Source organism: Caballeronia sordidicola, from assembly GCF_002220365.1.
Classification (GTDB): Bacteria; Pseudomonadota; Gammaproteobacteria; order Burkholderiales; family Burkholderiaceae; genus Caballeronia; species Caballeronia sordidicola_C.
This window is the reverse complement of sequence record NZ_MTHB01000229.1, coordinates 1-23,113: the sequence shown is the minus strand read 5'-3', so window position 1 is coordinate 23,113 and position 23,113 is coordinate 1. Positions and strand designations below refer to the sequence as shown.

Annotated in this window: 21 protein-coding genes and 1 pseudogene; 10 read left to right on the top strand and 12 right to left on the bottom strand. The window is 58.4% G+C overall.

All coding sequences use genetic code 11. From position 1 onward, the window contains the following. Window positions 1-203 precede the first annotated feature (203 nt). From BSU04_RS31550 to BSU04_RS31530, 5 genes are all read right to left on the bottom strand, one after another. Complete coding sequence (locus BSU04_RS31550; RefSeq protein WP_089164206.1) at window positions 204-1,316, bottom strand: hypothetical protein; 1,113 nt, start codon at window positions 1,314-1,316, stop codon at window positions 204-206. Next, window positions 1,303-2,625 (bottom strand): MFS transporter, encoded by a 1,323-nt coding sequence (locus BSU04_RS31545; protein ID WP_089164205.1) that lies wholly within the window; start codon window positions 2,623-2,625, stop codon window positions 1,303-1,305. The genes BSU04_RS31550 and BSU04_RS31545 overlap by 14 nt, the downstream gene beginning before the upstream one ends. Before the next feature lie 273 nt (window positions 2,626-2,898). After that, window positions 2,899-4,050 carry a DUF5624 domain-containing protein gene (locus tag BSU04_RS31540; RefSeq protein ID WP_089164204.1) on the bottom strand — a complete coding sequence of 384 codons (1,152 nt, stop codon included), beginning with the start codon at window positions 4,048-4,050 and terminating at the stop codon, window positions 2,899-2,901. Between the two features lie 25 nt (window positions 4,051-4,075). Continuing rightward, entirely contained in the window at window positions 4,076-4,954 is an 879-nt protein-coding gene (locus tag BSU04_RS31535; RefSeq protein WP_218827372.1) for an amidohydrolase family protein, read from the bottom strand. Between the two features lie 52 nt (window positions 4,955-5,006). Further along, the gene (locus tag BSU04_RS31530) at window positions 5,007-5,789 is read right to left on the bottom strand and encodes an HpcH/HpaI aldolase family protein (protein ID WP_089164203.1); all 783 of its coding nucleotides are present in this window, start codon (window positions 5,787-5,789) and stop codon (window positions 5,007-5,009) included. Between the two features lie 98 nt (window positions 5,790-5,887). On the opposite strand from BSU04_RS31530, the gene BSU04_RS45860 reads away from it, so the two are divergent. The 4 genes from BSU04_RS45860 (at window position 5,888) to BSU04_RS31505 (ending at window position 9,504) form a co-directional block, all read left to right on the top strand. Beyond that, the gene (locus tag BSU04_RS45860) at window positions 5,888-6,775 is read left to right on the top strand and encodes a LysR substrate-binding domain-containing protein (protein WP_179258506.1); all 888 of its coding nucleotides are present in this window, start codon (window positions 5,888-5,890) and stop codon (window positions 6,773-6,775) included. A 62-nt stretch (window positions 6,776-6,837) separates the two neighbouring features. Then, window positions 6,838-7,350, top strand: a complete 513-nt coding sequence (locus tag BSU04_RS31515) for a nuclear transport factor 2 family protein (RefSeq protein ID WP_089164202.1) — start codon at window positions 6,838-6,840, stop codon at window positions 7,348-7,350. A 417-nt stretch (window positions 7,351-7,767) separates the two neighbouring features. After that, window positions 7,768-8,490, top strand: coding sequence for a hypothetical protein (locus BSU04_RS31510; protein WP_089164201.1), 723 nt, complete (start codon window positions 7,768-7,770; stop codon window positions 8,488-8,490). A 363-nt stretch (window positions 8,491-8,853) separates the two neighbouring features. Then, window positions 8,854-9,504 carry a hypothetical protein gene (locus BSU04_RS31505; RefSeq protein WP_256983512.1) on the top strand — a complete coding sequence of 217 codons (651 nt, stop codon included), beginning with the start codon at window positions 8,854-8,856 and terminating at the stop codon, window positions 9,502-9,504. A gap of 121 nt (window positions 9,505-9,625) precedes the next feature. On the opposite strand, the gene flhC is transcribed toward BSU04_RS31505, so the two are convergent. Continuing rightward, a complete protein-coding gene (gene flhC / locus BSU04_RS31500) occupies window positions 9,626-10,285 on the bottom strand; it encodes a flagellar transcriptional regulator FlhC (protein ID WP_089164200.1) in 660 nt (219 codons plus the stop codon). Between the two features lie 854 nt (window positions 10,286-11,139). Here flhC and BSU04_RS31495 point away from each other — a divergent pair. Further along, a complete protein-coding gene (locus tag BSU04_RS31495; protein WP_089164199.1) occupies window positions 11,140-11,520 on the top strand; it encodes a hypothetical protein in 381 nt (126 codons plus the stop codon). Between the two features lie 177 nt (window positions 11,521-11,697). Here BSU04_RS31495 and BSU04_RS31490 read toward each other — a convergent pair whose 3' ends face one another. The 4 genes from BSU04_RS31490 to BSU04_RS31475 all read right to left on the bottom strand — a co-directional run bounded on the left by BSU04_RS31490 (window position 11,698) and on the right by BSU04_RS31475 (window position 13,883). Further along, complete coding sequence (locus BSU04_RS31490) at window positions 11,698-12,369, bottom strand: flagellar basal body L-ring protein FlgH (RefSeq protein ID WP_089164198.1); 672 nt, start codon at window positions 12,367-12,369, stop codon at window positions 11,698-11,700. Window positions 12,370-12,510: 141 nt separating this feature from the next. Then, the gene (locus BSU04_RS31485) at window positions 12,511-12,708 is read right to left on the bottom strand and encodes a DUF6726 family protein (protein ID WP_089164197.1); all 198 of its coding nucleotides are present in this window, start codon (window positions 12,706-12,708) and stop codon (window positions 12,511-12,513) included. 19 nt (window positions 12,709-12,727) lie between these two features. Next, window positions 12,728-12,919, bottom strand: coding sequence for a hypothetical protein (locus BSU04_RS31480; RefSeq protein ID WP_089164196.1), 192 nt, complete (start codon window positions 12,917-12,919; stop codon window positions 12,728-12,730). A gap of 262 nt (window positions 12,920-13,181) precedes the next feature. Then, the gene (locus BSU04_RS31475) at window positions 13,182-13,883 is read right to left on the bottom strand and encodes a hypothetical protein (RefSeq protein WP_144021413.1); all 702 of its coding nucleotides are present in this window, start codon (window positions 13,881-13,883) and stop codon (window positions 13,182-13,184) included. A gap of 478 nt (window positions 13,884-14,361) precedes the next feature. Here BSU04_RS31475 and BSU04_RS31465 point away from each other — a divergent pair, with 478 nt between their 5' ends. Beyond that, window positions 14,362-14,622 (top strand): hypothetical protein, encoded by a 261-nt coding sequence (locus tag BSU04_RS31465; RefSeq protein ID WP_089164193.1) that lies wholly within the window; start codon window positions 14,362-14,364, stop codon window positions 14,620-14,622. Window positions 14,623-16,050: 1,428 nt separating this feature from the next. Here the strand turns inward: BSU04_RS31465 and BSU04_RS31450 are convergent. Beyond that, a complete protein-coding gene (locus BSU04_RS31450) occupies window positions 16,051-17,301 on the bottom strand; it encodes an HD-GYP domain-containing protein (protein ID WP_089164190.1) in 1,251 nt (416 codons plus the stop codon). A gap of 719 nt (window positions 17,302-18,020) precedes the next feature. Between BSU04_RS31450 and BSU04_RS31445 the strand changes: the two genes are divergently transcribed. After that, window positions 18,021-18,575: a lysozyme inhibitor LprI family protein gene (locus BSU04_RS31445; protein ID WP_089164189.1), complete on the top strand. Its 555-nt coding sequence runs from the start codon at window positions 18,021-18,023 to the stop codon at window positions 18,573-18,575. 167 nt (window positions 18,576-18,742) lie between these two features. On the opposite strand, the gene BSU04_RS31440 is transcribed toward BSU04_RS31445, so the two are convergent. Next, a complete protein-coding gene (locus tag BSU04_RS31440) occupies window positions 18,743-19,330 on the bottom strand; it encodes a hypothetical protein (RefSeq protein ID WP_373452895.1) in 588 nt (195 codons plus the stop codon). A gap of 202 nt (window positions 19,331-19,532) precedes the next feature. Between BSU04_RS31440 and BSU04_RS31435 the strand changes: the two genes are divergently transcribed. The 3 genes and pseudogenes from BSU04_RS31435 to BSU04_RS31425 form a co-directional block, all read left to right on the top strand. After that, on the top strand, window positions 19,533-20,978 hold the full coding sequence (locus BSU04_RS31435) for an NfeD family protein (protein WP_089164188.1): 1,446 nt from the start codon (window positions 19,533-19,535) through the stop codon (window positions 20,976-20,978). After that, window positions 20,978-21,751, top strand: coding sequence for a slipin family protein (locus tag BSU04_RS31430; protein ID WP_089164187.1), 774 nt, complete (start codon window positions 20,978-20,980; stop codon window positions 21,749-21,751). The genes BSU04_RS31435 and BSU04_RS31430 overlap by 1 nt, the downstream gene beginning before the upstream one ends. A gap of 200 nt (window positions 21,752-21,951) precedes the next feature. Next, a pseudogene (locus BSU04_RS31425) lies at window positions 21,952-22,953 on the top strand (chloride channel protein); the annotation flags it as partial. Between the last annotated feature and the right edge of the window lie 160 nt (window positions 22,954-23,113).

Here is a 23,113-nt window from a genome sequence, read left to right as displayed (position 1 = left end):
TCAAAGCGCATGCGCCCTGACTCATTTCTGCTACGCCGCCTTATGGCGTTGTTTTTTTAGGCAAAGCAACGTCCCGCCCCTCCATACGGGAGCGCTTGACCAAAGGTCATTGATTTCGCTTAGCGCGAGAAGGGGCTGGCTACACGGTTGCCCGACAGCGTTGCGCGTCGGGTGCAGGGTATCCGGGGTATGCCGGGAATGACCTAGCCATCGAATCGATAAAGCACACTATCTGCACGAAAGCGCACGTCCTCGGCCAGACTGTTGCTGACGAGCAGATAGCGCTGGCCTTGCGCCATGAAGGCTGCGGCGTCAGTGCCGCCCGAAGTGGGGATCTCATCGACGAGTTCAAAGCGGCCCTGTCTCCACAGGAATATTTGTGATTGCTGCTGCGTGTGCGGCGCGTGGGGGGTGCCGGTAATGAAACACACACGCACGAGATAGCGGCCGTGTGCGCCGTCGACAAGGCACAGTTCGCGCCCGCCTGCCGCGCCCAATGACTGGACCGGATCGAACTGAATCCGCGCCTCATTGAACTGGAACAAACGCGTCTCTCCCATCAGGTTCGCGTGCACCATCCACAACGTATCCTGTTCGATAAAGAAACTGAATGCGCGTCCGCCCGGTTCGTCGAAGCGTTGAACTACATCAAAACCCTCGCCCCGCCAGCGATAAATTGAAGAGCCGCTGACATGATCCGCGTAGGCCAGGTAGTGCTGGCCTCCGAACGTGATAAACGCCCAGTTGTATCCCCAGTGTCCATCTAGCTTCTGTAGCAATCCGAATTGTTTTCCATCCCATTCGAAAATGCAGGATTCGCGCGGATTATTTGGCGTCACACCGTCGACCGTGACACCCTGAGCCAGCGCCAGGAAATGCCGGCTGCCGATAGAGAAAAAGTGCCACTGTTTGCCGGCGAACGTCGGGAAGCGCTGAAACGGTGTCCATTGATCGTCGTTGCGTTCGTACAGGATCGCCTCGCTGTCCAGCGTATAAGGGCCGCTGCCGGAGCGCACGCCTACGGTCGCGAGAAAACGCCGGTCACCAATCTCGAAGTATTCCGCGTCCTCTCCGCCGGGTACCGCAAGTGCGTCGTGCTCGACGAGCCGCCCCGCTTCCCAGGTATAGATCAACGCATCGACGTCGCTGTCGCCCACGTTCATTCCAGGCGCCTGCCCGGGAATGTCACGCGCCAACTGAGGAATGACAGCGAAGAGACGTCCGTCGATGTTGAATACTTCGACTGCGCGCGCACCACTGGTCACCAGTCTTTGCACCGGCGTCAGGATAGATTTAAAGGTCTCAGTGTTTGCCATTGCTTACCTCCCGCCCCGTCATCATGAACTTTGCAAACGGCTTGTGGCGCAGCGTGCCGTCGCCGCGCGGGCGCCATAAATTGGCCAGCGTAATGCCAAGCGCCGCAAACAATGCCAGCAGCGCGGCTGCCAGGAATAGATGACCGAGGGACCAGTTCTGCCCCAGCAGAATGCCGCCGACAACGGGCCCGATGATCGACCCGGTGCGCCCGATGGCCAGCGTCCAGCCCACCCCCGCCGCGCGCACGCCGGTGGGAAAGAGGCAGCTCGCAATGGCCGGAAAGGTCAGTTGGCCGCCGACAATGCAAGCGCCGACCACGAACAGCAAGCCGAACGCGGCGTTGCCCGCGCCGATCACCCGGCCGAGCGTGAAGACCATCACGGCGCCGGCAACAAACGAAACGGCCACCGCGACGAACGGCGCTCCCCGCCTCACGATCAGCGAGATCAGCAACGCTCCGACGATCGCACCCACGTTGATCACGACCGCGCCCAGCGCAGCCCGGTCGGGGGCCACGCCGTTCAGGTTGAGGATGGTTGGCATGAAGCTGACCAGGAAGCCTGACAGGATCATGCTGGCAAGCACGCCGAACCAGAGTGCGAATGTCGCGGCGAGACGTCCTTCGGCGAACAGGTTGCCCACGAACCGGGCCAGGAGGCTGCCCGCTAAACCGTTGTTATCCTGGAGAGCTGGTTTGATCGTTGCCTCGGCCGGCGTCGCTGCCGGAATGATCAGCAGTACCGGGATGATTGCAGCCAGCGCGCATGATCCGCCCATCAGGAACACGAGCGGCCAGCCGAATTTCATCATCAATGCGGCCGTGATCGCGCCGCCTACGACCGCACCAAGCGGGAAGCCGATGAACATCAGGATGACCAGGGACGAGCGGCGTTCCGACGAAGCGCTTTCGGCCGTGATCGCGGCGATAGGTGGAATCGCGCCGCCCATGCCGAGGCCGCCGAGAAAGCGCAATGCAGCGAGCGTACCCGCCGAACTGGCGAATGCGCAGGCCAGCGTGAAGCCCCCGGTCACGACCAACGCGAGTACCAGCATTTTCCTGCGACCGAAACGATCGGCAAGCGGGCCAATGATCAGCGAGCCCAGCACCGTGCCAACAAACCCTGCGCCGAACACACGCCCGAGCGACGCGTGATCGATCTGCAATGATTTCGCCAGCAGCGGCGCGACGAATGACAGCATCAGCGTGTCGAATCCATCGATCATGGAGACCGCGAAGCAGACGAGCGTGATGCTGATGACCGAGCGGACGGCCCGGCCTGCGGAGGGTGCAACCTCAAGATGATTCATGGTGTAACGTCTCCTGTGTCGACCAGAGTTGGCATGTCGGCCGGAGTTGGCGCTTTAGCGCTTACTCCGGCCCCATGCCTTACTCTGGTCCCATGCAACATGGTTGCGGTCGACCAGATTTGGCGTGTCGGCCGGAGTTGGCGCTTTAGCGCTTACTCCGGCCCCATGCCTTACTCTGGTCCCATGCAGATTGTTGTATGCGGGCTTTCTATAAAATCGGCACCACCGCCCTGCGATGCCATTGTCTTGTGACCTGCGGTTCCTGCTGCGTGACTAACTCGTCGATGGCCCGGGATACGTTACGTTCGTGAAGCCTGGAATCTCCACGCGCTCCGGATGGTTTCCGTTGGCCTGCAACTGATCGACAATATAGTCGGCTACGCAGTTCGACAAGAGTTGCGACGGGTCTTCCATGATGCGTCTGAGACGCGCGGTAATGGCATCCCGGTCGTTCACCGACGTGATCGGCGGCATGGACTCGGCAGCTGTCGGTTCAAAGCGATACCCCGGATGATCCGGAAACAACTCACGCGCCACATCAATGCTTGCACGCGTGTTCTGCCATAGCATCCTATAAGTATTTTCGAGCGCAATCAGACCCGTGGCGTCGGGTAACTCGGCCACCGAGAACGATGGTGCAAACGGTGCAACGAACACGCGTTCCGGCGGCAACGCCCCACCGGAGACACGCCAGATAAGATGGCACATGTTGTTGGTCGCCCAAGTCGCACCGGCCGTCGGACGGCCCGACCTGCCGCTGACCAGCACCATCAGGCGAGCCCAGTCGAGTTCCTGTGCTCGCAGCCAGTTGCCGATCCGATACACAATATCGAGGAACGCGAGACCGAAGGTCGCGAACATCACGTCGTTCATGGGCACCGGGACCGCCTCGGAATCAAGCGGTGCGAAATAATTGTCACGCAACGAGTCGAAGCTCATCAACGCGGGTTCGTCTGCTACGCGCTCAAGCAAATCGATTGTGGTGGCGCACGTATAGTCGACCAGGTTCGCGAGCTTGAGATCGAAGCCTGCCAGACTCTTGACAGCGATCTCGTCGCGCCATAGCGCCGGTGAATTGGCCTCGCGCGTAGTGCGCGCATGAACCATCAATTTCGCGGCCTCGTGCTGCCAGGCGTTGTCACGGGTGCCAAGTTCGCGCATCCGTGCGAGGTAGGCAATGGCAAGCGGCAGGTGCGACACGGCGGTCAGTTCAATGAAGCCCCGTGTCGATTTGCGAAAGCTCTCGATAGATGCGGGCCGTCCGCCGCCCGGAAACAGCACGATGTCAGAGCCGGTCGATACCAGGAGCGGCGCGTCCGCCTCGCGCCGCGTCATCTGTTGCGTCAACTGGTTGCCAATGCTGGCCGGATCCGATGTAAACGCACGGAACAGCGCGGCAAAGGCGGGATGCGGTTGATAAGTCATCGCCTGAAGACTCCATGATGCATGGTCAGTAATCGAACAGCCGTGCGGGGTTGTCGGAGAGAATCATCTGGCAAACCTTGGGGTCTTGCGTCCACGCGCCGAGCAGATTGAGCAGTTCACCGGTGTCGCGAGTCGAATCGGGGATGTGCGGCCAGTCGGAACCCCAGATCACCTTGTGCGGCGCCGCGTCAATTATCTTCTGCGCCATTGGCGCAACGGCGTCGTACCCACGATGTCTGGCGATCCGATACGGCGCGCTGAGCTTGAGCCAGCAGTTCCCTTCCTTGAGCAGGTTCAGCAAGCGCTCGAAATCCGCCTCCGTGAGACCGTCCTCTTCGAGCATGTACCCCATGTGATCGATCACGAAGTCCGATTGCACATCCGCCAGGAATGGAATGAGGTTGCGCACGACCCAGCCCGGCGCGTAGAACTGCACATGCCAGCCGAGGCTCGTGCACAGTTGTGACATGCGTGTGATGTACTGCTGAATCTCTTCGGTGGGCAACGCCGAGCGCGCGAACAGGTCAAGCCGCACGGCACGAACGCCCGCCCGATGATAGCGATCAAGCGTGGCTGCGTCGGTATGCTCATCGAGCATCACCACGCCTCGCGCAATCGGTCCGGCAGCATTCAAGGTGTCGATCAAGCAGCGGTTGTCGGTGCCGTAGAAACTCGGCTGCACGATCACGAACCGTTCGAGTTGAAGCACGTGCATCAACTGCAAGTAAGCGTGGAGCTTGCCGTCCGGCAAGGTGTAATGCGGATGCTCCACGTGGGGATACAGCACCTCCGGGCCGAATGCGTGCATGTGCGCGTCGCAAGCATGAACGGGCATCTCGAAAGCGGGGCGTGACAGCGTGTCGAACGCACGCATCGGGGTGGATATCAGCGGAATTTCAGCCATGAAAATAGGTCGTGAATGATCAGGTTGTTTGGACTTGGAGGGCTTGTGCAGCTTAGAGAAATGCCGCGCGGCTGCTCTCTATTCGTTGCCGCAGCGCATTCAGGAACAGGTCCGTGTCTATACCCGCAAAAATGAAGGGCGCAGCCCCTTCTTCCCTAAGGCTCGTCAATGCATCGCTATCCGGCATCCCTCCGACGATCGCGACCTTGCCGCAACGCCGGGCGGCGGCAATCACACTCCGGCACGCTTGCACCACCTCGGGATGCGTCGACTCGCCGGTGTGTCCCAGATCGGCGCTCAAGTCGTTGCAGCCGACTGCCAGAATGTCGATGCCCTCGACGGCCGCAATCGCATCGGCCGCTTCCACGCCCGCGCGGCTCTCGATCAGCACCTTGATCGCGGTGGCGTCATTGAGCGTTTGATTGAGTTGGCGGGCGTGCAGCTTTTCAAAGTTCACGTAGGGCAGCGTCGCGAGTTGGGAGCGCTGGCCAAGCGGTGGGAAACGCGTTGCCGTGACCACGTCTCTAGCCTGCGCCGCCGTTTCCACCCGCGCGACGATGATGCCGAGCGCCCCGCCGTCGAGCACGCGATTGATTGTTCCGTAGTCACGTTCAGGGACCCGGACCCACGGAGTCAAGCCAAGATCGACCGCACATGAGCACAACTGCGCAACCGTATCGACGGGCAGCGTGCTGTGTTCCATGTCGATCCATATGGTGTCGTAGCCAGTCGCTTTCGCCCAACGCACCACGTCCGTGGTTCGCGACGCGCGGATACCGAGCGCGTAGACGGGAAGGCCCGCCCGCAAGCGCTCAGTCAGTTCGATACCGTTCATGTTGTCTCCCTCTGTTATTTGGCTTCGGAACAAGTATCGCCTCAGAATCCATTCTGATTTATTCTTCAGAAAATCTTATTGATTCACAGAGACAATCAATGCACGTCAGGCATTTGGAATATTTCGTTGTGCTCGCCGAGGAACTGCATTTCCGGCGCAGCGCTGAGCGGCTGGGTATTACACAAGCCCCGTTGAGCCTGGCGATCCAGGCGCTTGAAACCGAGCTTGGCGCGCGGCTCTTTCATAGGACGAGTCGATCGGTGGCATTGACCGAGGCCGGGTTTTCCCTGATGAACGATGCGAAGCACATCCTCGCGCGCATCGACCTCGCTAAAGAAAATGTCTGGCAAACGGTTAGCGGTCAGGTCGGGCGTTTGCGGCTGGGCTTTACGAATGCGTCATCGTTATCGCCACTCTTTCCGCGGTTGATCCACGCGTACCGCACACAACGGCCGAACGTGCAGATAGGCCTGCATGAGTTGTCTTCGTCGCAGCAGATTGAACAGCTCGACGCCCGGGAACTCGATGTCGGACTCTTGCGCCTGCCGCTCTCCACGCCGCCGTCGAACCTGGTATTTACACCGTTGCTCGAAGAGCCGCTGCTGCTCGCGATACATGCGAGCCATCCGCTCGCCAAGGCCGCGTCCATCAAGCTCGCAGACCTGCGCGACGAACCGTTTATTGCCTATCCACGGCAAGCGGGTGTCGCCGTACACGAGCAAACGGTCGCGTTATGCGCGAAGCGCGGCTTCGAGCCTTATGTTGTCCAGGAAGCACAGCAGGCGTCCACGCTGATCGGCCTTACAGCAACCGGCCTGGGGATCGCGCTGGTGCCGGCCACGCTGAAGGCCATCGCCATACCGGGTGTCGTATTCAGGCAACTCGACGACGACGATACCAAGACGACGCTTTATATTGCTCATCGCCACGGCGATGTGAACTCACGCGTTCAGCAGTTCGTGGAACTGGCGCTGGCGCTGAGATAACGACCAAGCCTGGACATCATGACTGAAGCAGTACTGGCAACGGACCAACCAACGGATTTCATATGATCATCAAGCTGCCCAAGACACCCCTCCTTCGCCGTGCGCTCGCCGCTACTGCACTGCTTGCCGTCGTCGCGAGCCGTGCCGCCTGCGCGCAAGATAGCGCCATGCCGGCCGCTACGGCAACGCGCAATCTCGCCCAGGAAGAAAGCAATCGTGCGCTGGTCGTACGCTTCTATGACACGGTATTCAATCGACACGACCTCAGTATCGCAAGCACGGTGCTCGCGCCGAATTACATTCAGCACAATCCGCGCGTGCCAAGCGGGTCGGCGCCGTTTATCAGCTTCTTTACGGAACGCTTCAAAGCAAACCCCGAGGCACGCTCCATGATCGTGCGCAGCGCGGCCGATGGCGATCTCGTGTTTCTTCATGTTCATTCGACCCGCGACCCGCAGGACCGCGGCAACGCTATCGTCGATATCTTCCGCGTCGATCAAGGCAAGATTGCCGAACATTGGGATGTGATCCAACCAGTGCCCGAGCACGCGGCTAACGACAACACGATGTTCTAAGTCAGGCTCGCCCCTTTCCCGATTGCTTAAGCCCGAAGAATCTCCGGCTAAAAAATGGTAAGCAGCGGAAACAGCTCGTAAGCACTGCAGGAAACCGTGCACTCCTTCTCACATCGCACGCCCAAACCCGGTGCGATGATTCGACACGTAATACGCTTTGCCGCGCATCGATCACCCGCAAGCCTGGTGCCTCGATGCGTGGCGTCGAATAGATGCTCGGAATCAATGCGCTACGCGAGGCTCATCATGACCCATCACGGCAAACCAGAACTTTCTGGCTTCTCGAACCGGCTTTATGTTCCCACAACAACGGCCCAATGCGGTCAATGGCCTTCGGCGATGCTGCACAGGGTCAGGTTCGTGGAGCAAACCGCAAGCATGGTATTCGACATGCGTGCGTTAGCGATCAACTGAGCCATGAAACCCACCCTGTTTGCCTGCGCACTTGCGCTAGTTACCGGAGTGCTGTCGCTTACTCCGTTCGTCACCGTTCACGCGGACCCGGTCGCGCACGACGCGGGTGGCTCCAAGAGCAAAGCCGCTGATCAGAAAAGGCACCCTCAAGATACGCCCTTCGAATTTCGCGGAATTCCTCTCGGTATAACCCTCGACGCATTCCAGGCAGGCGCGACCGTCAGGGCGACCCCGATCGACAGTGTGCCGGTGTGCGAGACCGATGTGATCGCCGGCTCCCTGGGCATGAGTCTTAAGACGCGCGAAAGCCTGACGGTTGCTTGCCGCTGGGCGCATCAACAAGCCAATGGCTGGGCGATATCGCGCGCAGTGGTCGACGGCGCGCCGGCGCAGGACCACATGCTGCGCTTCGCACGGGTCAGCGGACAAACCACCTTCAGGTTGTATGAAATGTCGTTCGTCATAGACGAAGGCACGGCGGCCGATCTGCGCCACGCTCTTGCGGACCGCTATGGCGTGCCGCGCGCTGGCGCGCATGCATCTGCCTCCACCTCTGCAAGCAATGCGCTACCGGTCTACGAATGGGAAAACGCGGTGAGTTCGATCACCTTGCGTTTCTTGCCGGCTACGCGTAATGCCACGCTTGTTTATTTGCTCAAAGCGCCCGACGCCTGGGTGAAGTCCGTTGTGCAGCAATGGAAGACCAGTAGCGTTGACGCGAGCTAGCGAAAGTTGGCGAGTGGCGCTCCCTTGCGAACTGCATGACTTTTCGTGCCGACGCGGAAAGGTTGAGAAAGGCCTTGCGGGAGCTGTCTGTTGCTTGCCGCTTCACCTCTTGCCGATGTACGCGACTATCGAATTGCGGCCAGACGATCCATTGCTTTCCACTAGTTGGATCACAACCAACGCCCTGTTCATCCTCGGAAATCAGTCATGCAAGTCAACAGGAATATCACCCGTCGTCTTCGCGGTCATTTCATCGTCAAGAGCGTGTCTGGTCGAGTCAGTCTTACTGCAAGCGTGCAAGGTTCACACGAATTGCATCCGCTCGCTACTCGCTGAAGATCGCAAACCAGGGGTGGCGGCGTCATGGATAGCTTGATCGAATGCACGACCGAAGGATACGGCTCGGCCATTGTCGAACCCGCCATTCGCCCCGGCATGACCGACATCGCCGAACCAGTGGGGCTCCTCGCGCGCCGGATTAAAAGATCCCTGCGCAATGCTTCGCTCATCTGCGCCGCGCTCAGCCCATGCTTGTTATCGGGCTGCGCACTGACCGTGATATCCGCTGTCGATGCAGCCGGCTCCGTCGTACAAGCCGGATTGAGCATTGCATCGAACCACTCTTCACCCACCGTCATCAATGGTGATCAGGCGTCCCTTCATACTGTTTGCATCGAGTGGAATTCCATGGTCCCGGTTGGCGACTTTGTCCCGGCATTGCAGTACGCATTGCATAAACGCGGGGTGGAGTCGACTGTGTATGCGCCCGGGACCTCATCGCCCAGTTGCGAAGCGACGCTCGTGTACAGCGCGGCCACCGATTGGGGCCATCGCACATTCACCGACGGGTACACCCAGTACATTTCTGCCATCAACCTCACCTTGATCCAGCACGGGAAGATCGTGATCGCTGCCAGCTACGCTACAAGCGGCGCCAAGCTCGATCGCTTCGCGAGCACGGCGACCAAGGTCACGGCGCTTATCGACAAGATGGTGGTTGCAACGTCGGATTGATTAGAGAATGAAGCGCCGATGCGGCCAGAAAGGCCGCAACATGGTCACGAGTCTCCGGTGACACGAACCCGAGACTCGGAGACTCTATAGCGTGGCTTATGTGGCCCGCGAGGTAGCTCGCTTAAGCAGCTTGCCCACAGGATGCCTCGTGCCGAGCCGGCTCCAAGTCAGCGCAGTTGGACAGGGTCGAATTCAACTCCTCCATGGCGTCGAACTGTCCGGGGCTGCATTCAGCGGCGGCTTCGTCTTCCGTGACCCGAGAAACGGGCTTGGCGCTCTTGCCCGCCCGCGACGGCGGCTGGCAACTTCCGCACACCGCGCCGTGCGCCGCGTCTTGCTTGCGCGTAACAAACTTGCCCGTGCAAGTGCAGCACCGGGTCAGCTGGAGGATGCCGGCGTCGAAGAAACGCACGAGCGTCCAGGCGCGCGTGAAGCTCAACATGATGTAGCTGTCGTGACGCTCGCAGTGCTCGAGATAAAGCTTATAGCCCTTAGTCAATGCATCGAAATGCGAACAACCCGCAAGATCCGTCAGGAATCTATAGATGTTGTAGAAGAGCGATGCGTGAATATTCGGTGCCCATGTCAGGAACCAGTCGACCGAGAACGGCAACATGCCCTTCGGCGGAGACACGCCCTTCACTTCCTGATAAAGGCGGATCATGCGGTCGCGAGAGAGGTTGACTTCGCTTTCCAGCACTTGAATACGTGCACCGAGTTCGATCAGGATGGCCGCCCGCATCACGTCCTGAGCGTCTTCAGTAATGCTTTTCTTCGCCATTGGCGTAATCCTCTTCTTATACAAACTGCTCGACTGTTGCATCGGCCAGCGCTATTCGCTGACCGCGGGATTCAAGCGCGGGAACCGCGTACTCGAAAGAACGCCTCGGCGCTCCGAGTCCGCGCTTTAGCCGGATTGTGCGTCGTCGGCGTGCTGGTGACATCGACTACCCGATCTTCAGGCACCCGAAGTCCAAGGAGGAAGAACATAAGCAGAACCCCGGACATAAAACCTACTGCACCGCCGATCAGCAACATGCTCTCTCCGCGAATTTTACAGAATTAAAAAATAGATCGTCGATGAATTGATCAATTGATCGCTTGACGAAGGCGCCAGGAGAAGCATCGCATTGTATGGGTAACGAACCTCCCTGAATCGAATGATCCTCCTTTTCTCTCAAGTAAATTTCGTGGAAAAGGCATGACTTTGTCTTAAGGCTTACGCAATATTTCCTTTAATTGCCTGCCATTTCGGAGGCGTATGCGCTTACTTTCCGCACTTGAATAAACGCGATGAAATTTTTTATAAGATTCAGGAAGGACTTGGCGAACGTGCATGTTGCTCGGCGATTCAGCGTTCGCGAAAGTGCGCAATCATAACCCTGCGCATTGACGAATCAATGTAGGCGAGTGACCGTATCTCAGTCATCCTCCGCACCGTTCTTCGTCAATGGATACAACGCTGTAGAAGATCTACTTAGTAGGATCGTCCGGTGTGCTTTCTTCGCAGGATCGATCTTGCACATGGCCGACGGCTGGTGTCGAAGTCGGAATCAATGCAGATGCGATGAAGGTCGCTTGAGTACTCCGTATTTCTTACCCGACTTCCGCTTAGGGAAGTCCTACTCGATAATCATGAAACAACTTACCCAAACTCTCCTTCTCGCAAGCGTCCTGGCAACCGGTGCCGGCAGCGTATTCGCTCAAAGCACTTCGCCGTCCAACCCGAATGGCGACCGCGTTGACCGCGAAGGGTTCGGACCGAGCTTTGCGGTGGTTAATGATCTACAGCATTTGCAGAGGCTATATGACCTGAACGGCCGGGAAAGCGAGATGAGGGATATCTACCACGACGTCCTGCTAAAGACTCAGGTTCCGGCGATCCGCCAATATGTATACGAAGCACTCGCGCGCAATCTGCTCCGCCCGACCAATGTCGACCAAGCAATCACGACCATTCGCACAAGCCTGGATGAAGATCTGGGCACGTTGGCGAAACATCCGTCCGCTCCGTGAAGCGTGCGTCCACGAAGCGCACGCTAAAATGCTAAGCCAGCGTAAAAGGTAATCGGCGGTCTCGCGTTTCATCCGAAATACTCTGGAGCAAGCCGCTGGCTCAAGACGGTCAGCGATGATGGCGATGCGCTTTATAGCAGCAAACCGGCGCCGACCCCGGCCGCTGCCCTCGCGAGATCAGAATGTCAGCACGCTAAGAAACATTCGCTGTAGCCAGCCCACTGTAGTTGCGTCGGCGAGCATACCCACACCTGCCTGCTCAATACGCGCATTGGCCACTTTGCTGGACGATACGTAGTTTCCAACCTCGATATCCTTGGGATTCACGATACCCGACAACCGCAGACGATCGCGGTTCTGGTTCATCGCAATGATCTTGTCCCCTGCAACCACAAGATTCCCTGTCGGCAGCGTGGCAATAACCGACACCGCGAGCGTCCCTGTCATCCCGGTCGTGTTCGTCACCGCTCCCTGCCCTTTGAACGTCGTGCTGGCGGATCCAATGTTAAACAGCTTGGCCAGTCGCGCCGCGGCTCCGCTAGACTTATCGGCAGCTTCCGCGCTGATGTCGCTCGCACGGTTAGCTGACGCATCGCCGCTGTTATTAGCCGAGTAGGACTCGGAGAGACGAATCGTCAATACATCGCCCACGTGTTGCGCATGGGGCGTTTCGTACAAGGCCAGCGTGTTGCCACCCTGGTAGATTGCGCCCCCGGTTTCAATATTCAACGGACTTGAGACCACGACCGGCGCGAACGTCGGCATATCGACGATAGAATTCGAGCCGCCTGAGCATCCAGCGAGCGACGCTATACCGCTAGCCAGAATCACAAACTTTAACGAGTTCATGTTTTTAATGGTTCACCAGATCAAGGTTTTTGGCCACGCGCGGCACGGCGAAATAAAGGCCAGCGTCTGGGCTGATGACCTGCGGCTAAGTCCTAAGCCGTGCTCGCCCGCTCATCACGTCGGGCGGAAAATCGGTCTTGGTCAATCGATTGCGTCGGCGCATGTATCGAACGGGGCGGCGGCCGCATGACCCACGGCCGGCACGATCTTAAGCGTGGCCGACACCAGGCGGCACGGCAATGCAGCCACCGCGCAACCCTCCATTGGCAATATGAACACGCCCGTCATCAGGCATGTCACCAGCCGCACGTGGCGTTTATAAGACTGCAGATTGAGCATATATAAGGCCGCTACCCTTTCAGGCGCTGGTGTTGATGCGTGTGCCGACCAAGCCGTTCGACGGCAGAGTTGGAGGAGTCGCTTGCTCGATCGGCAGCGATGGCGAATCGGTTTTAGCAGCATTGCCTGCTGCGTTACCTGAGCTGCCGCCGGTCGGGCGCATGGTCGTCGGCGCAATACGTTCTGCAGGGCTATAGTTGTTGACATTCATGATCAGGCTCGCTTTCAATAAAGGTTAAGGGATCGAGGCAGCCTCAAGACAGATTTGAATACATGCCAGGTCGCTGGAACGCTCTTTCGACAATGAATGATCACGCTTAACCGCTCGCTTTGATCAATGAAAGATCACCGCTTTTTCTCGACTCCTTACGAGCACTTACCGTGCTGTCTCAGCCGTAGTTAACGGGAACGCAAGGGGAACGCAAGGGGAGCGCGAAAATTGCGTTGCCACTGAACATTCGGCATGGTGAAACCTAGACCTTCACGTCGACGACCAGTCCGATCGGATTCCATCTAATACCCTTGGTCTCTTCGCTCAAACCATCCAGAACATCCGCTAACGACACCTCTCCCGCATTACCATCAGGCGCTACATAGGATTGCAATGCGTTGTCGAGCGTGCTGACAGCTCCAGCAATGGTGACGGTGCCATTCGCACTATCAGCACCGCTGGACGTGGATCCAAGGGGGTCGTCGAGCTGCCAGTCCCAGGTGTCGGCTGGACTATCGGGTTCCACGGAAGTCGACCGGACAGTCTTCGCAAGCTCTTCTATGGAAGAGCCGAGATCGACATACGCTGATGTCACCTGGTCCGTTGGCGCAACATCGCCCTCTTGCTGAGAGGGCGCATTAAGGCTGTGCTGCAAGACAAGTGCCTGATACAACGCCACCAGGAACTGCTTGCCTGCGCTTTTGTTGGCCTCCCCGCGCGTTTGAGATTCGGCGGTCGTGCCCGAGTTGCCCGAAGAAGAATCGGTGTCAGTGGATCCGTTACTGGCCGCTGCAAACCCGCTCGGGTCGAGCCCCATACGTTGCAACGTAAGCTTGAGCGCCGCCATCAAGGCATCTCCGCTTCCCGACGATGTCGTTGACGGCCGCTCAGGAAGCGCACTGCTCGGCACGTTGGACGATGGCTTGGCCGTGCTGTTGGGAAAATCCGAAGATGAAATTGACATGCTGGAATCGAGTGCCATGGTGTCTCTCGGTTGGTTATTGCGTGATGCCGAATCGGCTGCCTGGAGCAGGTTCGCAGTGCTGCATATGACTGAATGGCGAGCGCACGGATTCATTCGCCCAGACGTCATATCGACCCAGAAAGCAGGAATCTGTAGTGTTGGAAAGGCAGGGTAAGAAGCCGAGGCCGGCTAGCATGCCGGCAGTCTTATGGACTAAGCGATACCGGCGCGACAATGAAAGATCCAGTAATGCAGCCAATACTTTCTGCTTAGGCGTTCCCTTGCGAACTGTGCAATTTTTTATATTCTTTTCGAGGGTTGAAGGCGAACAATTCGACCAGGCAATCCACCAATTGATGGCCTGTATTCCAAAGCAGGTAGCGTCGTTTAGCTCATTCTCTTACCGGGTCTTTCGTAGTCTAAGGTTGTTCGCACCGCTGACGTTATCACTGAGTATTGAACGTACTTGGAGGATGAAATGAATTTTTCCACAACCGGCGAGATTGCTTGCAAAGTGCGCATCAATCCCATCATGCTTGTTAGCGGTCAAGGTGTATCGAGCCGCGCAATTCGGTATCGCGGGAAACACACGTTGCGTGCCGTGTTGGGATTCCTGGATAGTCAGCGCGAGGTTCGTGCGCTGGTCTTTAGCCACACATCCGACGGGGAAATGTTATGGGTCGACATCCAGACGGGGGAGTTCAAAAGCTTTGAGGAGTGGAGATTCGAAGCGGCATGACGGGCGTATCTGACAGCCGGCTTCCCCGCAACGAGTTCCCCGCAACGAGTTCCCCGCGACTAGCGGGGCACGGGACTCAGGTAATAAACACGATCCGATCTCCCACCGCTGAATTGCATTCCACGAAATAGGCAGTACGGGCGGCCCTCACGTCGAGGAGAACGCGTTCAACGCCCTCAACACCCGGACTCTCATGCAAATGCGTTTTAACAATGACTTTCGAGCTCGGCTTGGCTAAGGCGTCACGCCTGACCTCCACGAGATACCTGATGGCGTCTCGTTGGTTCATAAAATACAGAATCATTAACAACGTGTCCTTACCGCAGTTAAAGCGGCGCCAATCGACGCTACTTTCCATCGGACCCGCTAGTGGCACGAGACACAAGAAATGCACGCAGATGCTGGCACCCTGTTTAGCACCCTGTTTACCGGGCAGAGACTTCGCCCGACATGACGTCGATCCACACAGGACCCTCTTCAGCTTGGTGGCTATAGACAAGCGCCCGTACCTGCGGCCCCGCTATTCTCAGGAAGCGCAATATGTCGCCCCTGCGTTGCTTGCCACGATAAGGGATGCGACATACCCTTTGATCACATTCCATTAGCAGTACCACATCGTTGCGCTTAAGAAGCCGCTCGATCATTGGTTCGCTCAACCCATGCGAAAGTTCCGCCGTCATTGCTTGCCGAATGACTGGCATGGTGCCGTGATCCGCCAGCGAGTCAGCGGGTTCAGGTATCGAGAGGAAGCGAGTGACATGCCCCATTACCTGACTCGCATGTTGGTCGTTGTGCCGCGCGATTGAGGCATTCTGGCGGGGTACGTCACGCAGACTTGGACGCTTGGGGGCACGAGTCATTTACATCCGACCGCGCAGACGATGGCAGATACGCCCGCCACCGCACCAACGATTCCGCCCAAGGCAAACGTTTCTACCGAACTGGCGCAAGCCTGAAGATTGAGTATGCAAAAGAGCATCGCGATGAAAATGCAGCGCCGCAAGATTTTTCTCCCTCAACAGTCGTTGCTGCGATTTGGACCGGCCTGAACACCAGGGCCCTGACGCAGCTTCCCGTCATGGACCTGATGTGCGTTTGAAGGAATCAACGCAGAGGACTCCATGCACGCATAGAGAGATTAGAGTGCTTTGAAGAGGGGCATTTCGGCAATTACGGGCGGTAGATGACATCTGCTTACCGGGCATTACCTGGACGGGGGTGCGAGCGCAGCAAGGCTGATTGCGCTCTTGTCGCGCTACCCTTGGTCAATCTGTCGTGCGCGATTGAAAGCCTGATGGGAATGAAATGTCGACGGGACACAGTCAAGCTGAGACGGCGGCGACTGAATTGTCTGCTTGAGCTAACCCGGGGCACCCGCCGGTATATCGGGTGAGATGATGCAAAGACCCACGGCGCACCCCGCGTGGCCTACGCAAAGGGGCCGGTTTGATTCAACCAAAGGTCGTTTAGTTGCGGAAGATTCCACTGTTTGGGATCTTCAATGGCCACTATCCGGTCGGCACCTTTTGCTTTCTTCAGGTCTACTATCTGAGGAAAGACCGGTTGATTCGACTTGCATGAGAAGAAGGTCTTGACGGTCGGCGCGAGAATTGACCCGCTGCCCTGATCGAGTACGACAGCAAGAAAACCGGATTCCAGCCGAACCAGCGAGCCGACCGGATAGATGCCCACCGTGCTGATGAAGGCCGCGAGAATGGTCTTGTCGAACTGCCCATCCCACGACGCCATGCTGCGAAGTGCCTGAGTCGGATGCCAGGACGATTTGTATGGCCGCTCGGATGTAACGGCGTCGTACACGTCGCAGACAGCACCCATCCGGGCCAGCAGGGGAATGGCTTTGTCCTTGAGCCCATGCGGATACCCGCCGCCATTGATCTTTTCGTGGTGGTGTAGCGCGACCTCCAGCACCCCTACACTGACATCGGCCGACTGCAGCATGTGCCAGCCGTCGTAGGAGTGTTTCTTGGCGACCTCGAACTCTTCCACACTCAGCTTCCCGGGCTTGTTCAGCACGGCGAGCGGCATGAGCGCCTTGCCGAGGTCATGCAGCAAACCGGCTACGCCGGCCTCGAGCACGCCTGGCTCGTCAAGTTCGAGTTCGCGCGCCAGCGCGGTCATCAACGCACACACGGCAACGGAGTGCATATACGTGTAACCGTCGTGGTGCTTCAGGCGCGCCACGCTGGTCAATGCGTACGGGTTGCGTATGACGGACGCGGCAATGCTCTTCACCAGCGGCATCATGCTGGCGCCTGATACGGCGCGTCCCATGCGGGCTTGCTGAAACACCCCTTTCATCTCATTGGAGGCCGATTCGAACAAGCGCCTTGCGTGTTCAATTTCTTCACCTACTTGTCTTCGCGGCAGTTGCGCGCGCGTCGTAACCGCCGTACCCAGTAGTTGGCCGTCTTCCGCCTGCACGGCCGAGCTGCCTGCATCGAACGGGTCGACCGGTTCGTCCAGGCTGTCCTCAGAGCACGACAGACCTCGATCCGTATCGATCACAATGGACGTAATTCCGCCCGCGACTATCTTCTCGATGTCGACAGCGGTGAGCAAAAACGAGTTCTTCCAGAATGGGTGATCGAGCCAGCGCCGATCCACACTGTGCAGGAACATGCCAGGACGCAATGAAGAGACTGCGACCGTTTTCAACATAAGCCAACTCCGATGAGCCATGTTTTGGAACTAGCGAGGGGGAAACCACAGCACCGCCGGCTTCAGCCAACACTTACGCGCTCCACCAATGCACTGATCAGATCCTTGATTTCTTTCACCCGGCACCACTACCCGGGCGAGCGGCTCAGGCCGTCAGATTCAATCCGGGGCATTGGCCTTGAGCGCCGTACCCTCAATGATAAAGACAATCTGTGCGACTCGCTCCACGCCAGCAAACCCCTGCTGCATCGCTAGCGCCAACGCTCGCCGCAGATGCTTGATAATTTGCCAAACAGACGTGTCTTTCGATCTCGAATGATCTCGCGTATCGCGCCGTGATCATTAGAGAATGACCGCAATATTTTCCGGACTCCTTACCCGGACTTACCGAACATCAATGTGGTGACCCCACATTTCTGACACACCGCTAGCGGTCATGCAGTACCGTAAGCGTTCAGTAAAGTATTCAACCAGCGCCGGTCGTGCCCTCCTTTACCTGCTTACCCGCCCCGCTTATCACCCCGGCCTGCGGTTCCTAGCGTACCTCACACCGCTCGTAAAAAAATACGCTAGTCATCCGTTCACATGCTGTTTGAACAACAGTCTGGTCTACGGGAAATATTTGGTAATTACTGACCGAACCCCAGTTCTATTCTTCGGATTCCCGGTATCGAATCCAGCCGAGTATGGGTAAAAGGCCCATTCTTCCAGCGATAACGATGACCCTCTTCAAGACCACCCTGATCTCCGCGATTCTGTTCGGCAGTCCGCTCGTGGCTCACGCTACCAGCTTCGATTGCAACCTCGGTCACTCAGCGACTGAAAAGCTGATTTGCCACAACCCGGATTTATCGAAGCTCGACGATGAACTTGGAAAGCTGTACTGGAAAGCGCGCCGCGCGGTTGCGGATAAACATTCATTCCGCGCCGACAGCGATGCCAAATGGACTTGGCGAGAAACGCATTGCACGGATGAAACGTGCCTCACGACCTGGTACTCAGGCCGTATCGAAGAACTCCAGCAAGTGGTCGACGACCTGCAATCCATCTCGAAGCCCTCGCCTGGTCGCGCAGCCTCTGAGCCTGTGTTGCCGGTGCCCACGATTGCCATAGGTCGATGCACCGTCGCCGAGCCCGGCATGATTTCGCTCGATAATTGCAGGTCGCTGATGAAATCCAATATGCATTGGAAATACGACGCACACGGAGGCGACTGGTTCTGCGGAGTCGCCGTGCTGGATGAATCGAAATTGCCTGGGGTCGCCCTGCAATGAGCGAGCAAATCGACATGCCGGAAGCGAGTCGGACTGCCGTCCAGCTTTTGACCCGGCAAGAGGCAATGGGTGATTCGAATGTCGCGTTCTCGCCGGACGTGTTATTTAAAAATTTCAATACGCATCTGCTTGACTCAACTCAAGCCGAGCGTCGACTGAGCGTGGACTTAGTGCCGCCCCGTTCCCCAGGACGAGTGCATGCCGCCGCCAAATCGCGATGCTCCGCCACGAAAGCCGGAACCCATTGGCGCGCCAACATGCATATGACCCATTTGATGAAAATGGTCGAGATGCGAACGGTGATGGAAACGATCGACGAAAATAAAGCTCACACCCGCGCCAATGAAAAGCGGCGGCCCCCAGTACCACGGATCGGGATACGGATAGTACGCGACCGGGTACACAAGCATGCTGCCGTCAGGGCTCTCGACGATCTGCCAAGTTCCATCGCTTTGCAGACACGCGCGTCCCACGACTTGCTGCATCGATCCGTCAACGTCCGCTTGCCCCGCTACGGCACGGCAATTGGCTCCTGAGTCAATATCTGTAGCGGCTGCATCGTTGTATGTTTGCGCAAGCGCGGGCGCAGCACAACCCATCGCGGCAAGCATCACTCCCAACAGAAGTAACTGGCGCATCATCGTCTCCTGCATGAACCCGGACGCATCGGCGTCGCTGGCAATTTCACCGTGCTCGTGCCGAATGGCAAGCGGTATAGGGATTAAACGATCGAAGCCGTGAAAATATTCCGGCATTGCACGCAACCAGGAACAATCGGGTGGGGGTAAGCGAAGCCTTTGCCTGCGCCTGTTGCCGCTCAAGCGACTGGTGCAGCTTCATCGTGGAAATCCTTAGGGTGGACTCATTTGGTATGTGCTTAATTTGGCATAAGCTTAATATCAGGCAACCCTAGTTGAGCCGTCGTCACCCTGTCCACAGAACGCGGCTCTTATCGTGATGGAACGTTATCCGTCTCGCTTGTTTCATCCGGATGCCGTGCGCGCGCTTTCCGGCACAGCGGGCTTACTGTTGCGCAAAGCGTTGGCCTTTTTCGCGGGGCTGCTGCTCTGCAGCGCAGCAGCCGCAAGTCCGGTTGTAGTGGTCATTCCGCTCAACGGCGCTGTCGGTCCGGCGAGCGCCGACTTCGTTGTTCGCGCGCTTGCCCGGGCGGCTGACGAACACGCTGAGCTTGCCGTTCTCGAGATCGATACCCCCGGCGGACTCGACCAGTCGATGCGCTCGATCATCAAGGCCATCCTCGCTTCACCCGTTCCCGTTGCAGCGTTCATTGCACCGGGCGGGGCGCGGGCGGCCAGCGCCGGCACGTACATCGTCTATGCAAGCCACATTGCCGCGATGGCGCCAGGCACCAACCTCGGCGCCGCCACGCCTATTCGTATAGGCGCAGGCGCCTCCGCCGAGCCTGAGCCGGGCCAGGCAAAGACAGCCCCGGATGCGTCGGCGTCCGCCGGCATGAACCCGGCATCCACGGAAACCACCAAGCAAGTCCAGGACGCGGCGGCCTATATACGTGGCCTCGCGCAACTGCGCGGCCGCAATGTGCAGTGGGCCGAACGCGCGGTACGCGAAGCGGTCAGCCTGTCGGCGAACGAAGCGCTTGCGCAGAACGTGATCGACCTGAACGCGTCCGACCTGCCGGACCTGCTCGCGAAGCTGAACGGCCGGCATGTGCACACGATCACGGGCGATCATGTCCTCGCCACATCCGGCGCGATTGTCATGACGATCCAGCCCGACTGGCGCAGCCGCTTTCTCGCGACCATTACCGACCCAAGCGTAGCGCTCATTCTCATTACGATCGGCATGTACGGCCTGTTCTTCGAGTTCGCAAATCCTGGCCTTGCGTTACCCGGTGTTGCAGGCGCAATCAGCCTGATGCTGGGCCTGTTTGCATTGCAGTTGCTGCCCATCGACCTGGCCGGTCTGGGCCTGGTCCTGCTCGGCATTACCTTTCTCGTTGCCGAGATTTTCCTGCCCACGTTCGGCACGCTCGGCTTCGGCGGCATTGTCGCGTTTGCCATGGGCGCGCTCATGCTGTTCCGTACCGATACCCCCGGCTATGGCATTCCGGTAGCACTCGTGGTTGGCCTGACTGTCGCTACCGCGCTGTTCGTGTTCGTCGTGTCGAGCATCGCGCTGCGAGCACGTCGACGGCCCGTGGTAAGCGGAGCGGAAGCGATGCTCGGCAGCATCGGCGAGATGCTGGAAGACGTGGCGCCAAGCGACAGCGGCTGGGCTCGCGTGCACGGCGAACGATGGCGCGTGTCTTGCGATGAAGCGCCTGCAGTGCTTGCGCGCGGGGAGCGAGTGCGGGTGCTCGGGCGTCATGGCCTGATGCTGAGCGTGGCGCGACTGGACGAAATAAAACAAGGAGAAAAATGATGGTCGGATTTACGTTTGGCTTCAGCGGCGTCTTGCTGGCGCTGGTCATCCTTATCCTGTTCTCATCAATCCGCATCTTTCGCGAATATGAGCGCGGTGTCGTCTTCATGCTCGGCCGATTCTGGAAGGTCAAGGGGCCAGGCCTTGTCCTCATCATTCCAGCAGTACAGCAAGTCGTGAGAATGGACCTGCGCACCGTCGTCTTCGACGTGCCGCCGCAAGACGTGATCACCCGCGACAACGTGTCGGTGAAGGTGAATGCGGTAGTCTACTTTCGCGTGGTCGATCCGGAGAAGGCTGTGATTCAGGTCGCCCGTTTCTTCGAGGCAACCAGCCAGTTGTCGCAGACGACCTTGCGCGCGATCCTCGGCAAGCATGAACTCGACGAGTTGCTGGCGGAACGCGAGCGACTCAACATGGACATTCAAAAGGTGCTCGATGCGCAGACCGATGCATGGGGCATCAAGGTGTCGAATGTCGAGATCAAGGACGTCGACCTGAACGAGACCATGGTGCGCGCCATTGCCCGGCAAGCTGAAGCCGAGCGCGAACGGCGCGCGAAGATCATCCACGCGGAGGGCGAACTGCAGGCGTCGGAAAAGCTGCTGCAAGCCGCGCAAATGCTCGCAAAAGCGCCGCAAGCCATGCAACTGCGCTATCTGCAAACATTGACCACCATAGCCGGCGATAAGAATTCGACTATTGTTTTCCCCATGCCCATCGATCTGATCAGTTCGCTTCTTGAAAGGCTCAAGGGGCCGACGCAAAGCTGATCGCGATCAATAGGTTCACGCCTGGGACCCCATGGGAATCATGCACAAACTACATTAATGAAAATAATAAATGAATTTGACGCCTGATTGCCCAAGCGGTAGATTCGGGTTCACGCTAATTGCAGTTTTTTGATTACGCTTGACCGATGAGCGCAAGGATGCTCAATCGAACGCCCCTTTCATATCGCTGACACTCTTCGATGCTCGCTCAACCATTCCGCCCCGGTGTTCCCGGCAACCCACTGATCAGATTTGCCGTGGTCACCGTTCTTACCGGGATTGGTGCCGGGTTGGGCGGTATGACGCTGGCGCTCCTCCTGCATTTTATTCAGCATGTCGCTTACGGCTACAGCATCACGCATCTGGTGGGGCACGAGAGTTTCTATGAGGGTGTGGAGGCCGCATCGGCAGGGCGCCGGGTCGCCGTGCTCGTGTTCTGCGGTCTCATTGCAGGCTGCGGCTGGTTCGTCATCTATCGCTATGGCAGGCCGCTGGTGAGCATCAAGAAGGCCGTTGCATCCGACGATCCGCGCATGCCTCCCGTCACGACGACCGCGCATGCCCTGCTTCAGATCATCACCGTTGCGCTGGGTTCGCCGCTAGGCCGCGAGGTGGCCCCCCGAGAGATCGGCTCGTTGCTTGCGGGATGGCTGTCGCACTACGCCGGCTTGACCGTCGAGCAAACCCGTTTGATGGTGGCTTGCGGGGCAGGCGCCGGGCTCGCCGCCGTGTACAACGTTCCGTTCGGCGGAGCGATCTTTGTTCTTGAAGTATTGCTCCGGTCGTTCGAACTGCGGGTCGTGATTCCCGCGCTGGTCACCTCGGTCATCGCGGCGGTAGTCGCGTGGCTCGGCCTTGGCGACGAATCGCAATACGTCGTGCCGCACTTCGGCTTGAGCGCGAACCTCGTGACGTGGTCGATTGTCAGCGGTCCCGTATTCGGTGTCGCCGCGTTCGCGTTCGTCCAGTTGACGACAAAAGCCCGCGCGGCCGCGCCGAAGGGATGGACGCTGCCGCTTCTCTCGCTCGTCAACTTCCTGATCATCGGCTTGCTCGCGGTGTCGTTCCCGCAGATCCTCGGCAACGGCAAGACCCCTGCGCAGTTGGGCTTCAGCAATGAGCTGACCATCGGCCTTGCTGCAACGCTGCTTGTGATCAAGGTAGCCATCACCACCAGCAGCTTGCGCGCGGGAGCCCAAGGCGTGTGAACGGCGGTCAGAATCCGACACCAGATGGCGGCGTCGATCAGAAATGCGAAACGATTCCTGTTCTGCAGAGCTGTTCGGTGCTTGTTGTCGACGGCATCGATGGGCGGTATCGGGTGCGTCGAAAGGAGCCCGAAGGGCGAGTGCAGACGCACCC